The organism is Streptomyces sp. NPDC001351 (assembly GCF_042896045.1).
GTDB lineage: Bacteria > Actinomycetota > Actinomycetes > Streptomycetales > Streptomycetaceae > Streptomyces.
Genome location: NZ_JBIAWS010000017.1, coordinates 28546 through 42056, shown reverse-complemented (window position 1 = coordinate 42056; position 13511 = coordinate 28546). Strand labels below are relative to the sequence as shown.

Here is a 13511-nt window from a genome sequence, read left to right as displayed (position 1 = left end):
GATCGTCACCTCACCTTAGAGGGCACGCTCCTTGGCCTGAAGTGCCGCTTCACGTACTGGACCGCGGTGCACCGGGCCGTGTCCCGGCAGCAGCAGCTCGCCGTCCAGTGCGGCCAGGATGTCCAGCGAGGCCACGGCACGGGCCCGCTCGTGGTGGAACATGTCGGGCAGCAGCTGCGGCCCCTGGATCCGCGAGGTGGCGTGGCCGGTGGCCAGGGCGTCACCCGAGATCAGCACCCCGGCGTCCGGCAGGTGGAAGGCCGCGTGGCCGTCGGTGTGGCCGGGCGTGTGCACCGGCACGGGGCGGCCCGGCAGGTCCAGCGGGCCTGCCGCCGGGAACGGCTCCGGGGCGGCGACCGGCACATGGGCCATGCCGCCGGCGCGCAGGGTGTGCACCGACCAGGGCAGGACCCCTGGCCGCCAGCTGTTCTTCACGACCTGCCCGACGGTCACCTGCTGCAGGAACTCCCGGCGAGCGTGCGGCACTTCGGCCTCGTGGAGATACACGGGAGTGCCGTAGGTGCAGCGCAGATACTCGGCGGAGCCCAGATGGTCGTTGTGCGCGTGGGTGATCAGCACCGCCGCGACGGCCTCCGGTGCGCCGCCGACCGCCTCCAGGGAGGCGAGCAGCTGCTCCCGGTCTCCGAGGTAGCCGGTGTCCACCAGGGTGATCTCGTCGCCCTCGGTGAGGATCACCCAGTTGGTGTTGCTGCCGTGTACCAGGTGAATGCCGTCGGCGACTTGCCGCACGTCTGCCTGCATGATTGCCCCGCGTGGTGAGGTCCCTGACCGACGGCACAAGCAAAGCAGACCCGGCCCGTACCGGAAGCGGCAGGTCCGCGCCAATCTGCGGGCTCAGGGACGCACGCCGGAAAGGAGGCGCGCCACCCCTGCCGGGCGCACCCAGCGGAAGGGCTGCCTCCGGCACCGTCCGCCGGAGGCAGCCCCCTGCGTGCAGCCGAGGCGGCCGCCTCTCCGCCTCACTGCACGCCGTGCGGGCGGAACTGGATGCTGATGCGCGGTCCCGCGGCGCGTGTCGTCTTCGGGACGGAGTGTTCCCAGGTCCGCTGGCAGGAGCCGCCCATCACGATGAGATCGCCGTGCCCCAGCGGGCGTCGCACGCTCTCGCCGCCCCCCATCGGACGCAGCAGCAGATCGCGGGGCGTGCCCACGGAGAGGATGGCGACCATGGTGTCCTCGCGGGCGCCCCGCCCGATCCGGTCGCCGTGCCAGGCGACACTGTCCCGCCCGTCGCGGTAGTAGCAGAGCCCGGCCGTGGTGAACGGCTCACCCAGCTCGTCGGCATAGTGCGCGGACAGGGCCTCGCGCGCCTCGTCCAGCACCGGGTGGGGAAGGGCTTCGCCCGCACCGTAGAACGCGAGCAGCCGGGGTACGTCCACGACCTGGTCGTACATCTTGCGCCGCTCCGCACGCCAGGGCACCTCTGCGGCCAGCTGTTCGAACAGGATGTCCGAGCCGCCGAGCCATCCGAGCCATCCGGACGTCGATCCAGGCGCCGAGGCCGAGGTGCGTCCGCCGGATCCCGTCGAGGGAGCGGAGACGCAACTCGTCGGTCTGGTCGAAGAGCGAGCCCTGGAGGTGCGTGTTCACGGATTCAGCGTACTCCTATATTCGAAAATCTGTTCCTATCGTATTCCGTCGGAATGACGCCGGACCCGCCTTCCGATACATCGGTGTATCGGATACATTCCTGTATCGAACGGAGGTCGAGGATGACGACGGAGGAAGCCGCCCCACGCGTGACCAGGCGCCGGGTCCGCACCCGCGCCAACCTCCTCGACGCCGCCTTCGCCGTGTTCGCCGCCAAGGGCTTCGGGCGGGTCTCCATCGAGGAGGTCTGCGAGGCCGCCGGCTACAGCAGGGGCGCCTTCTACTCCAACTTCGACAGCCTGGACGAACTGTTCTTCGCCCTCTACCAGCAGCGCGCCGACCTCATCGCGGACCAGGTCTCCGGTGCCCTCGCCCTGGACGGTCCGGACCTGGACGTGCCCGCCGCCGTCGACCGCGTCACCGAAGTACTGCTCCTCGACCTGGACTGGCTGCTGGTGAAGACGGACTTCCTGGTGCACGCCGCCCGCGATCCACAGGTCGCCGGGACCCTCCTGGAACACCGGGCGCGGCTGCGGCAGGCGGTCGCCGACCGGCTCGCCCGCGCGCACGGCCTTGCCCGACTGCCCGCCGTGCTCGGCGACATCGACGGCGCGGCGCACGCCGTGGTCGCCGCCTACGACGGCGTCACCACCCAACTGCTGCTGGACAAGGACGTCGACAGCGCCCGCGGCTGGCTCAAGCAACTGCTCACCGCGCTGCTGACCGATGGCAGCGACACCTCCCGATGAGATCGCCGAACGAGCCCCTCTACCGGACCACCCAACGAGCAAAGGAACCCTCGCCATGGATGCGGACGTCATCGTCGTCGGAGCGGGCCTCGCGGGCCTGGTCGCCGCGCACGAGCTCACCAGCCGGGGCCGCAGGGTCGCGCTGGTCGACCAGGAGAACGCCGCCAACCTGGGCGGCCAGGCGTTCTGGTCCTTCGGCGGGCTGTTCCTCGTCGACTCCCCGGAACAGCGCCGTCTGGGCATCAAGGACTCCTTCGACCTGGCCTGGAACGACTGGCAGGGCAGCGCCGGGTTCGACCGGGTCGACGACGAGGACTCCTGGGCCGTGCGCTGGGCGCGCGCCTACGTCGAGTGGGCGGCGGGCGAGAAGCGGTCCTGGCTGGACGGGCACGGCATCAAGCTGCTGCCGACGGTCGGCTGGGCCGAACGCGGCGACCTGCGGGCCGACGGGCACGGCAACTCCGTCCCCCGCTTCCATGTCACCTGGGGCACCGGCACCGGCGTGGTGGAGCCGTTCGTCGACCACGCCAAGCAGGCCGCCCGCGACGGACTGCTGACCTTCTACCACCGCCACCGGGTCGACGAGCTGGTGATCGAGGAAGGCGCCGCCCGCGGAGTGCGCGGCACGGTACTCGCCGAAGACCGCTCGCCCCGGGGCGCCGCCTCCAACCGCGACCGCGCCGGCGACTTCGAACTCACCGCCCGGGCCGTCGTCGTCACCACCGGCGGCATCGGTGCCAACCACGACATCGTCCGCCGCTACTGGCCCGAGCGCCTCGGCACCCCGCCCACCGAGATGGTCACCGGCGTCCCCGCATACGTCGACGGCCGCATGCTCGACATCAGCGCCGAGGCCGGCGTCCGCCTGGTCAACCGCGACCGCATGTGGCACTACACCGAGGGCCTGCAGAACTGGGACCCGATCTGGCCCGGCCACGGCATCCGCATCCTGCCCGGTCCGTCCTCCCTCTGGTTCGACGCCCTCGGCCGCCGCCTGCCCGACCCCTGCCTGCCCGGCTACGACACCCTCGGCACCCTCAAGTACCTGCGTACCACCCCGGACATCGCGGACTACGACCACTCCTGGTTCATCCTCACCCAGAAGATCATCGAGAAGGAGTTCGCGCTGTCGGGCTCCGAGCAGAACCCCGACATCACGGCCAAGGACAAGGGCGCGGTCCTGAAGAACCGCCTGGGCAAGGGCGCCCCGGCCCCGGTCGACGCGTTCCTGCGCAAGGGCGCCGACTTCGTCACCGCGCCCACCCTGGAGCAACTCGTCACCAAGATGAACGAGTTGACGGACAAGCCGCTGCTCGACGCGGACGTCCTGCGCCGCCAGATCGAGGCACGCGACCTGCAGATCGCCAACCCCTACAGCAAGGATTCCCAGATCCAGGGCATCCGCAACGCCCGCCGCTACATCGGCGACCGCCTCGGCCGCGTCGCCACCCCGCACCGCATCCTGGACCCGGCCGCGGGCCCCCTGATCGGCGTCAAGCTCAACATCCTCACCCGCAAGACCCTCGGCGGCATCCAGACCGACCTCGACTCGCGCGCCCTCGGCGCCGACGGCAACCCGATCGACGGCCTCTACGCGGCCGGCGAGGTCGCGGGCTTCGGCGGCGGAGGCGTGCACGGGTACAACGCCCTGGAGGGCACCTTCCTCGGCGGCTGCCTCTTCTCCGGGCGGGCAGCCGGCCGGGCGGCGGCGAAGCAGACCGCCTGACCGGCGGACGCGCGCCAGGGGCGGCCGGAGTACGAACCGGCCGCCCCCGCGGCATTCCCCGTCAACGACGGGTCGGCGCAAGGGGATTGACCCGCGGACACCTCCACTGCTGCAGTGGCTGAGCCACTCATCCACTCCTGCACTGCGAGGAGGCATCCGTGGAGGCACTGCCCCGCGAGACCATCGTGGACGTCCTCGAGGCCCGGCTGCGCGAGGACATCCTGGGCGGACGCCATCCGGCGGGCAGCTATCTGCCCCCGGAGCGTCAACTGGCCGACGGCTACGGCGTCACCCGCACCACCCTCAAACACGCCTTCGGCCGTCTCGTCCAGGCCGGCCTGCTGGAGACCCGGCACGGCGTCGGCACCAAGGTCCGCGACTACGCCCGGCTCGGCGGCGCGGATCTCCTGCCGATGCTCGTACGGCACGACGGGAAGTGGGTCCGGGAGATATTCGAAGTACGGCGGTCCGTGGGCGCGTTGATCGCCGAGCGGGCGGCGGCCCGGGTCACCCGGGCGCACCACGCCGAACTGGGCCGCCTCCTGGAGGCGGTACGGGACGCGGACGGTCCGGACGCCGTGCAGCTGGCCGACGTCGAGGTGCACCGGGCCCTCGCCCGGGCGACCGGCAACCGGGTCTACGTCCTGCTCACCAACACCCTCTTCAACGCCTATCTCCCCGTACGCGCCGCCCTGCGCGGGCCCTTCACCGATCCCGAGGCCGCCCACCGGCGCCTCGCCCCCGTGGTGGAGGCGGTGAGGTCCGGCGACAGCCGCCGGGCCCACGCGGCCGCTGACACCTATCTGCGCGACACCGAGCAGATCATGCTGGAGGGACTGGCGTGAGGGGCACCTCGTTCACGGAGACCATGCTCGGAACGCTCCGGCTCGACGGCCTTGACCCGGTGCGCCGTATCCGCCTCGACCTGCGGGCCGAGGCCGACGAGGTCCTGCGCCCGCACCGCACCACCCGGGCCCGGCTCAACGGCCGTATACGCATCGGCGGACTGGCCGACGACCCGGGCACCACGGGCGAGCTGGAGATCTCGCCGCTTGCCCGCCGCCGCATCCGGTACCGGCTGACGTTCACCGCCGACGGCCGCCTCCTCACCCTGGACGGCTGGAAGTCCGTGACCCCGCGTCATCCGGTGAGGTCGATGACCGTGCTGCCGTTCACGCTGTACGAGGACAGTGCGCGGGTCGGCCGGGGCACCCTCCGTTTCCCCGTCACCACCGGCTTGGTGCCCTTCCTCCTGAGCTTCCGCTTTCCCCGGCAGGAGGACCCGGCCCAGTACCTCGCACCCCGCTGGGACGGCAGCCCCGGCCGCACCGAGGTCTGGTACACCACCCTCACCGACCCCGCCACCGGCACCGGCGTCTGGCTCCACCACGAACTGGTCTCGCCCACCGACGGATCCACCCCGCACGCCCACGGCTGGGCCGCCGCCTTCCCACCCGACTCAGAGGCCCGCCATGTCCGCTTCGGGCCCGCCCCCTGGACCAACCCCGGGCACGGGTTCACCGCCAACGGCGTCTCCGCCTTCCCGGGGCAACTGACCGGACGTGTCGGCGACTTCCACTGGGATCTTGCCGAAAAACCCCTGGCCGAGCCGCTGTTCACCTTCCCCCGCTGGTCCTGGCGGCACCCCCTGCTCCCTGCCGCCCATATGCTTCCGGCGGCCCGGGCCACCTACGACGGAACCTTCAGCGACGGACAACAGACGCTGACCCTGCGCGGCGCCCCCGGCGCCTCCGCCCGCATCCACGGCCACGGCAACGCCCGCCGCTGGGCGTGGCTCCACGCGGAACTGGGTGACGGAGACGTCCTCGAGGTGATCGCCGCGGTGTCCACACGGCCCGTGCTGCGGCGGCTGCCACCGCTCGTCTTCCTGCGGCTGAGGCACCGCGACGGCACCTGGCCGCGCCGGGCGGAGCGTTCCGCGGTGGGCCTGTTCGGCATCGGACGGTTCCGCGCCCGCATCGGACTGCCCGAGTGGACCGTGACCGGCCGTACCCTGCTGCGGCGCATCCACGTCGAGGTCACACAGCCGGCCGAGCGCACCCTCGTCCTGGACTATCGCGACCCGGACGGCGCCCCGGCGGTGTGCCGCAACAGCGAGAGCGCCGACGCGAAGATCCTGCTGGAGCGCTGGTGGGGCCATTGGCGCACCGAAGCCTCGTGGACGCTGCAGGGCACCGCACACGCCGAGGTGGGGGACCGGTGACCGGGCGGGGACTGGTCGCCGCCCTGCTTGCCGACAGCGGGGACGAGGAGTGGCTCGCGCGGGTGCCCGGCAGGTTCGACACGTTCCTGGCCGCACTGCCCGCTCCTGTACGGGCCGCGGTGCAGGCCGCCGCGCTCGCCGTGGACGCGTACGCCGTCCTGCACAGCGGGCGCCGCCTGGCCGCACTCACTCCCAGCGAGCGCGAGACGGTGCTCGGCTCCCTTGCCGCGCGCCCCGGGCTCGTACCGGCGCTGGAGCTCCTGAAGGTCCCCGTGCTGCTCGCCGCGGCCACCGAGCGAACGCCCGTCCCGCGGGCGCCGGTCGCGCCCGAGGATCCGCCCCTGGACTGCATCCCGGCCGAGGAGTGGCCCGCGCGGGCCCTCGCGGACGCCGTCGTCGTGGGATCGGGCGCCGGAGGAGCCGTCGCCGCCCGTACGCTAGCACGGGCGGGACTCGCCGTCGTCGTACTGGAGGAGGGCGAGCACCACACCACGGCCTCCTTCGGCCGCCGCGCACCGCTGGACCGCTTCACCGACCTGTACCGGGACGGCGGGGCGACCGCGGCCCTGGGCGATCCGCCGCTGCTGCTGCCGGTCGGACGGGCCGTCGGCGGCACCACCGTCGTCAACTCCGGCACCTGCTACCGCACCCCGGACCCTGTCCTCGACCGCTGGAGCAGCCGTCACGGCTTCCGCCTCGCCGACGGCTTCCCCGCACGGCTGGACGAGATCGAACGCACCCTGCGCGTCGCCACCCAGCCCCTCGACGTCCTCGGCACCAACGGCCTGCTCGCCCTGACCGGCGCCGAGCGCCTGGGCTGGCGGGCCGGCCCGCTGCGCCGCAACGCCCCGGGCTGCAAGGGCTCCTGCCAGTGCGTGGTGGGCTGCCCCACCGGCGCCAAGCAGAGCGTGCAGCTGTCCGTGCTGCCCGACGCGTGCGCCCACGGAGCGCGCATCGTCACCGGCGCGCGCGTGCTGCGCATCCTGCTCGACCACGACCGCCCGGGCCCGCCCCGGGCGGCCGGCATCCTGGCCCGCAGGGCGGACGGCAGCGAACTGGAGATCCTCAGCCCGCTCGTCGTCGCGGCCGCGGGCGCCCTGCACACCCCGCCGCTGTTGCGCCGCAGCGGCCTGGGCGGTCATCCCCGACTGGGCCGCAATCTCAGCGTGCACCCGGCCACCAGCGTCGCCGGCCGCTTCGCGGAACCGGTCACCTCCTGGGAAGGCGTCCTGCAGAGCACCGGCGTCGAGGAGTTGCACGACCGCGGGATCCTGATCGAGGCGACCGCGAGCCCGCCCGGCATGAGCAGCTTCGTCCTGCCCGGCCTCGGGCGGGCCCTGCGCCGTGAACTGGAAGGGGCCGACCGGCTGGCGGTCCTCGGCGCCATGATCGCCGACCGGCCCGCGGGCCGGGTCCTGGGCCGGGGCCGCACCCTCGTCCGCTACCGCCTGGACCCCCGCGACGGCGCTCGGCTGACGACGGCCGTACGGGCCATGGGCCGCATCCTCTTCGCCGCCGGGGCCCTGGAGGTGCTCACCGGCATCCCACGGGCACCGCGTGCCCGCACCCTCCCGGAACTCGACGCGCTGCTCGCCGGGATCACCCCGCGCGACCTGCACCTGTCAGCCTTCCACCCGGCCGGGACGGTCGCCGCGGGCGGCGACCCCGAGCGGGCGCCGGCCGATTCCGAGGGCCGGCTGCGGGGCGTCGACGGTGTTCTCGTCACCGACGCGTCCGTCCTGCCGGGCTGCCCGGAGGTGAACCCGCAACTGAGCATCATGGCGGCCGCCCTGGCCGTCACCGAGACCTACCTCGAACGCGAACCCAGCAGCCGGACCAGCACCCCGGCATGACTCTGCTCGGGGTCCTTGGACGCGGTCAGCAGCGTCACGGGCCCCTTGGCCGCCAACTCCCGCACATGGCCGAGCAGTTCGGCCGCCTCCGGGGTGTCCAGCTCCGCCTCGTAACGGTCGGCGAACTCCTCGTACGACCCCTCATCCGCGTGATACCAGCGGCGCAGTTCGGTGGACGGCGTGAGGGCTTTGGGCCACTCGTCCACGTGCGCGGCGTCCTTGGACAGGCCGCGCGGCCACAGCCGGTCGACCAGTACACGTACACCGTCGTCCGGCTCGGGCGGTTCGTAGACGCGACGCACGCGAACGCTCACGATCGGGCCTTTCTGAGTGGCGGATGACATCGAGCGTAGTGAGCGGGCACCGGGTGACGCCGTATCACTTGACCCAATCGAGGAGGAAACCGGGCCGGGCTGCCCATAACCTGGATTCTTATGATCATCGGCCACCCCCCAGGAGCGCATGTGAGGCAGTCCAGCCGTCACGCCGTCAGACCCACCACCGTCCTTCGCCGCGAGGCCCTGACCGCGACCGTCCCGGTCGCCCTCGCGGCACTGCTCGCCGCCGCCGGACCCGCGACCGCCGGCACCGGCGGCGCATCGGGTGCCGGCGACCCGTACTTCCCGCTCGCCGGAAACGGCGGCTACCACGTCGACCACTACGACCTGACCCTCCGTTACGACCCGACGAGCCGTCACCTCGACGGATCTGCCGTCCTCACCGCCCGCGCCACCCAGGACCTCACCCGTTTCGACCTCGACTTCAAGGGGCTGAAGGTCACCGGCCTGACCGTCGATCACGCCCGGGCGCAGTACCGCCGCGACGGCCAGGAACTCGTCGTCACCCCGCGCCGCGCCCTGCACCAGGGCCAGGAGTTCCGCGTCGCCGTCACCTACAGCGGCATCCCCGAGCAGGTCACCGACCCCGACGGTTCGGCCGACGGCTGGATACGGACCGACGATGGCTCCTTCGTCGCCGGTGAGCCGCAGGGCGCCATGACCTGGTTCCCGGCGAACAACCACCCCAAGGACAAGTCCTCGTACGACATCACGGTCACTGTCCCCGACGGCCGCACCGCCGTGGCCAACGGCGTCCTGGTCGGGCAGCGGACCGCGCACGGGCACACCACGTTCCACTGGCGCCAGATCGAACCCATGGCCGCCTACCTCGCCACCGCGACGATCGGGAAGTTCAAGGTCGAGCAGTACACCACCCGCGACGGCATCCGCGTCTACAACGCCGTTGACCCGCGCGAGGCGTCCGAGGCGGCGCCCGTCCTGAAGAAACTGCCGTCCGTCCTGGAATGGGAGAGCAAGCTCTTCGGGCCCTACCCGTTCCGCAACGCCGGGTCGATCGTGGACCACGCTCCGGACGTCGGATACGCGCTGGAGACCCAGTCGCGCCCGCTGTACGACTCGGCGCCGGACCTGAGCACCCTCGTCCACGAGAACGCCCACCAGTGGTTCGGCGACTCCGTGTCGCTCACCTCCTGGAAGGACATCTGGCTCAACGAGGGCTTCGCGACCTACGCCGAGTGGCTCTACAGCGAGCAGCACGGCGGCGACAGCGCCCAGAAGACCTTCGACGGCCTCTACAACCGGCCGGCGAGCGACCATCTGTGGTCGTTCCCGCCCGGCGACCCCGGCAGCGGCAAGAACATCTTCGACACCCCCGTCTACGCGCGCGGCGCCATGGCCCTGCACGCACTGCGCACCGCCGTCGGCGACCGCACCTTCTTCGGCATCCTGCGGGCCTGGGCGACCGAACACCACGACGGAAACGGGACGACCGCGCAGTTCGTCCGCCTCGCGGAGCGCACGTCGGGCAAGGACCTCAACCACCTGTTCACCACGTGGTTGTACAGTCGCGGGAAGCCGAACGAAGCCTAGAACCTGACGAGTTCCTCACATGTGTCGGTCAGAGTCGACCCGTGATCATGAATAGACCCCGTGTCGCCCTGCTCGCCGCGTCCCTGTTCCTCACGGGATGCGGCGGCGGGGCAGTGGCGTCCCCGGGCCACCCGCCCGGCGCCCCCACAGCCACGACGGGCGCACCGGACGTCGCCACCCTCGCTCCGCCCTCGCCGGAGATCTCCGTCCAGGCGGCCCCGCTGCACCTGCCGGGCCTGGGGCCGAGGACACTGGCCGCGATCCCCGCCGACGCCCGCCAGGCCGTCGTCGTCACCGGACGCGGCAGGAACTCCCCGCTGTCCACGGTCGTGCTGTACGAACGCACCCCGGCCGGCTGGCAGGCGGGCGCGGACTGGCCCGCGCACAACGCGCTCAAGGGCTGGTCCGACCACCACACGGACGGCGACCTGCGCTCACCCGTCGGCGTGTACGGCCTCACCGACGCGGGCGGGCTGCTCGGCGATCCGGGCACACGGCTGCCGTACCACCGCTCCGGCGCGTTCACCTCACCCGGCACGGGCTTCGAGGGTGAGCCCCTCGCCGGCTCCTTCGACTACGTGATCGCCATCAACTACAACCGCGAGCCGGGCACTTCACCCCTCGACTGGACCCGGCCCCTCGGCGCGGGCCGCGGCGGCGGCATATGGTTCCACGTCGACCACGGCGGCCCCACCCACGGCTGCGTCAGCGTCTCGGAGGAGCACATGAAGGACCTGCTGCGAGCGCTCGACCCCGGCCTCCACCCCGTCGTCGTCATGGGCGACGCGAAGTCCCTCGCCCGCTGAAGCGCCCGGGATCCGCCGCGTGTGCGCACATGTGCTGGTCGCCGAGGACGACGAGATGCAGGCCGAACTCATACGCCGCTCCCTGCTGGCGGAGGGCCACACGGCCACGGTGGTCCATGACGGCGCGGCCGCCCTGGACGCCGCCCGCCGGCTCAGACCCGACCTCGTGGTCCTCGACCTGATGCTGCCGGTGGTCGACGGCTTCGGGGTGTGCCGGGTGCTGCGCGGGGGCGAGGAGGACATACCGGTGCTCATGCTGACCGCACGGTCCGAGGAGGACGACGTCCTGCTCGGCCTGGAACTGGGCGCCGACGACTACATGACCAAGCCGTACAGCCCGCGCGAGCTGATGGCCCGCATCCGTACCGTGCTGCGGCGCAGCGGCCGGACGGCCGGCGTGCGGGAGGATCCCGTCGTACGGGCGGCCGGGCTCGCCGTCGATCCGGAACGGCACGAGGTGCGCTGCGACGACGTACCCGTGGAGTGCACACCGGCCGAGTTCCAGATCCTGCTCGCCATGGCGGCGGAGCCCGAACGGGTCTTCACCCGGCGCCAGTTGCTGCAGTGCACCCGCGGTTTCGACCGGGCCTCCACCGAGCGGGCCGTGGACGTCCACATCATGAATCTGCGCAGGAAGATCGAGACCGACCCGCGCCGGCCGGTACGGCTGCTGACCGTGTTCGGGGTCGGCTACAAGCTCAGCGGCGGCCGTCCGTGAAGCGCCGCATACCGCTGCGCAAGCGGCTGCTGGTGCGGCTGCTGATCGCGTCGGTGCTGATCGCGGTGTGCTCCGTGGCGGCGACGGCCTGGCTGGCGGTGGAGACCACCACCCGTGCCCTGCGTGAGGAACAGGGCCAGGACCTCGCCGACGACATGCGGATCCTCGCCGAACTCAGCGGCTACGCGGCAACCCACCCCGACTGGAAGGGCGTCGGGGCCACCGTCCGCTCCCTGGCCGCCACCATGGGCCGGCGCATCGCCCTGACCACCGCCGACCGCACCCTCATCGCCGACTCGGCGCGCAAGGGCACCTCGCTGCCCCTCGGCGCCGCCGCCACCGTCGACCCCCTGCACACCGACACCTACACCGAGACCGGCGCACAGCTGAGCGGGATCGATCCCCGTGCCGTGGGCCCTTACCGGCTCACGGCGAAGGAGCGCGCACAGCTGGAGGCGATGGCCGAGAAACAGCGGACGTGCTATCGCCGGTTCGGTGTCGACACCAAGGTCGAGCAGAGCCCGAGCGGCCGTCCCGTGATCGTCAGCTCCGACGGCAGCCCGGCCCCCGACTACCTGACCGGGGACTGCGGTTACGGACTGCTCAGCGACCCCACGGGCACCGAGAAGAAGGCACTCGACGATCTGACCGAGGGCGCCCGTGCCTGTCTGCACCAGCACGGTCTGGACCTCGGCAGGCCGCTCTACCTGATGCTCAATCCCACCGGCAAGGCCCCCGTGAGCCGGTACACCGTCGCCAAGTTCGCCAAGGAGGGCGACGCGAAGGCGACGGAGACGGCGCAGATGTGCACCGACGACGCCCTGCGCGCCCAACTCGACCCGTATGTCGCGCCCGTGGCCGAGCTGTACCTCGGCGGCGACGACACCACCCCGCCCCGGTTCGACATGTCCCCGGCCAACAAGGCCAAGATCGTCGGTGCCGCCGGTCTCGTCCTCGCCGTCACCCTCGCCGTCACGGCCGTCGTCGCCACCCGGCTCGTACGGCCCCTGCGGGCGCTGACCGAGGCGGCGCAGCAGCCGCCCGACAGGCATGTGCGGGTGCCGGTGACCACGCGGGACGAGACCGGCATCCTCGCGGAGGCGTTCAACGACCTCACCGAGCGGCGCGCACGTCTGGAGGCCCAGCGCAAGGCCATGGTCAGCGACATCGCGCACGAACTGCGCAGCCCGCTGACCAACATCCGCGGCTGGCTGGAGGTCACCCGGGACGGCGTCGTCGACCCGGATCCCGCGCTGCTCGGCTCACTGCACGAGGAGGCGCTGGTGCTGCAGCGCATCATCGACGACCTCCAGGACCTCGCGGCCGCCGACGCGGGCACGCTGCGCCTGCACCGCGAACCGGTCCGCGCCGACGAACTGCTGGACCAGGTCGCCGCCGCCCATCGCGTCGCCGCCGACGCGGCCGGCGTCACCGTACGCACCGAGGAGGACGGCAGCCCGTGGCTCGACGCGGATCCGGTGCGTATGCGGCAGGCGCTGGGCAACCTCGTCTCCAACGCGTTGCGGCACACGCCCGCGGACGGCACCGTCACCCTGGCCGCCCGCCGGGACGGCGACGAGGTCGTCTTCACCGTGACCGACACCGGCACGGGCATCGCGCCGGAAGACCTGCCGCATGTCTTCGACCGGTTCTGGCGGGCCGAGAAGTCCCGCAGCCGGCGCACCGGCGGCAGCGGCCTCGGCCTGCCGATCGTCCGTCACCTGGTCGCCGCACACGGCGGAACGGCCGTCGCCGCGTGCGAACCGGGCGCAGGCGCCGTGTTCACCCTGCGACTGCCGGGCGCCCCGGCCCCGAAGGCCTGAGGCGTCTCGCGGCCAGGCGCCCGTGCGGCGGACAGGCCGGCCGCAGGAGGCGCGGCCAGATGACGTAAGCCGCTGCCGCGGTGGGTGACACGGGGCCTCGGCGACCGGCGAC

General features: G+C 72.4%; 11 protein-coding genes and 1 pseudogene. 9 read left to right on the top strand and 3 right to left on the bottom strand.

Going from position 1 to position 13511, the window contains the following annotated elements:
• Positions 1-15: 15 nt before the first annotated feature.
• Together ACFY1U_RS42305 and ACFY1U_RS42300 are read right to left on the bottom strand one after the other, a co-directional pair.
• Positions 16-762, bottom strand: coding sequence for an MBL fold metallo-hydrolase (locus ACFY1U_RS42305; RefSeq protein ID WP_390699403.1), 747 nt, complete (start codon positions 760-762; stop codon positions 16-18).
• Positions 763-980: 218 nt separating this feature from the next.
• A pseudogene (locus ACFY1U_RS42300) lies at positions 981-1611 on the bottom strand (alpha-ketoglutarate-dependent dioxygenase AlkB).
• A 122-nt stretch (positions 1612-1733) separates the two neighbouring features.
• Here ACFY1U_RS42300 and ACFY1U_RS42295 point away from each other — a divergent pair.
• The 5 genes from ACFY1U_RS42295 to ACFY1U_RS42275 all read left to right on the top strand — a co-directional run bounded on the left by ACFY1U_RS42295 (position 1734) and on the right by ACFY1U_RS42275 (position 8163).
• A complete protein-coding gene (locus ACFY1U_RS42295) occupies positions 1734-2360 on the top strand; it encodes a TetR/AcrR family transcriptional regulator (RefSeq protein WP_390699402.1) in 627 nt (208 codons plus the stop codon).
• Positions 2361-2415: 55 nt separating this feature from the next.
• Positions 2416-4086: an FAD-binding dehydrogenase gene (locus ACFY1U_RS42290; RefSeq protein WP_390699401.1), complete on the top strand. Its 1671-nt coding sequence runs from the start codon at positions 2416-2418 to the stop codon at positions 4084-4086.
• A 158-nt stretch (positions 4087-4244) separates the two neighbouring features.
• Entirely contained in the window at positions 4245-4931 is a 687-nt protein-coding gene (locus ACFY1U_RS42285) for a FadR/GntR family transcriptional regulator (protein ID WP_390699400.1), read from the top strand.
• Positions 4928-6310 carry a hypothetical protein gene (locus ACFY1U_RS42280; RefSeq protein ID WP_390699399.1) on the top strand — a complete coding sequence of 461 codons (1383 nt, stop codon included), beginning with the start codon at positions 4928-4930 and terminating at the stop codon, positions 6308-6310. Before ACFY1U_RS42285 ends, ACFY1U_RS42280 begins: the two co-directional genes overlap by 4 nt.
• Positions 6307-8163 (top strand): GMC family oxidoreductase N-terminal domain-containing protein, encoded by a 1857-nt coding sequence (locus ACFY1U_RS42275; RefSeq protein ID WP_390699398.1) that lies wholly within the window; start codon positions 6307-6309, stop codon positions 8161-8163. The genes ACFY1U_RS42280 and ACFY1U_RS42275 overlap by 4 nt, the downstream gene beginning before the upstream one ends.
• Here ACFY1U_RS42275 and ACFY1U_RS42270 read toward each other — a convergent pair.
• Entirely contained in the window at positions 8118-8477 is a 360-nt protein-coding gene (locus ACFY1U_RS42270) for a DUF488 domain-containing protein (RefSeq protein WP_390699397.1), read from the bottom strand. The two genes, ACFY1U_RS42275 and ACFY1U_RS42270, sit on opposite strands and share 46 nt — an antisense overlap.
• Positions 8478-8597: 120 nt before the next feature.
• Between ACFY1U_RS42270 and ACFY1U_RS42265 the strand changes: the two genes are divergently transcribed.
• From ACFY1U_RS42265 to ACFY1U_RS42250, 4 genes are read left to right on the top strand one after another with little or no spacing between them, the layout of a single operon-like run.
• The gene (locus ACFY1U_RS42265; RefSeq protein ID WP_390699396.1) at positions 8598-10052 is read left to right on the top strand and encodes a M1 family metallopeptidase; all 1455 of its coding nucleotides are present in this window, start codon (positions 8598-8600) and stop codon (positions 10050-10052) included.
• A 41-nt stretch (positions 10053-10093) separates the two neighbouring features.
• A complete protein-coding gene (locus ACFY1U_RS42260) occupies positions 10094-10858 on the top strand; it encodes a L,D-transpeptidase family protein (RefSeq protein WP_390699395.1) in 765 nt (254 codons plus the stop codon).
• Positions 10859-10877: 19 nt separating this feature from the next.
• The gene (locus ACFY1U_RS42255) at positions 10878-11576 is read left to right on the top strand and encodes a response regulator transcription factor (RefSeq protein ID WP_390699394.1); all 699 of its coding nucleotides are present in this window, start codon (positions 10878-10880) and stop codon (positions 11574-11576) included.
• Positions 11573-13399 (top strand): sensor histidine kinase, encoded by a 1827-nt coding sequence (locus tag ACFY1U_RS42250; RefSeq protein WP_390699393.1) that lies wholly within the window; start codon positions 11573-11575, stop codon positions 13397-13399. The genes ACFY1U_RS42255 and ACFY1U_RS42250 overlap by 4 nt, the downstream gene beginning before the upstream one ends.
• Positions 13400-13511 lie beyond the last annotated feature (112 nt).

Coding starts and splice junctions, on each gene's coding strand:
- ACFY1U_RS42290 (WP_390699401.1), top strand. CDS start 2,416: ATGGATGCGGACGTCATCGTCGTCGGAGCGGGCCTCGCGGGCCTGGTC.
- ACFY1U_RS42295 (WP_390699402.1), top strand. CDS start 1,734: ATGACGACGGAGGAAGCCGCCCCACGCGTGACCAGGCGCCGGGTCCGC.
- ACFY1U_RS42265 (WP_390699396.1), top strand. CDS start 8,598: ATGATCATCGGCCACCCCCCAGGAGCGCATGTGAGGCAGTCCAGCCGT.
- ACFY1U_RS42305 (WP_390699403.1), bottom strand. CDS start 762: ATGCAGGCAGACGTGCGGCAAGTCGCCGACGGCATTCACCTGGTACAC.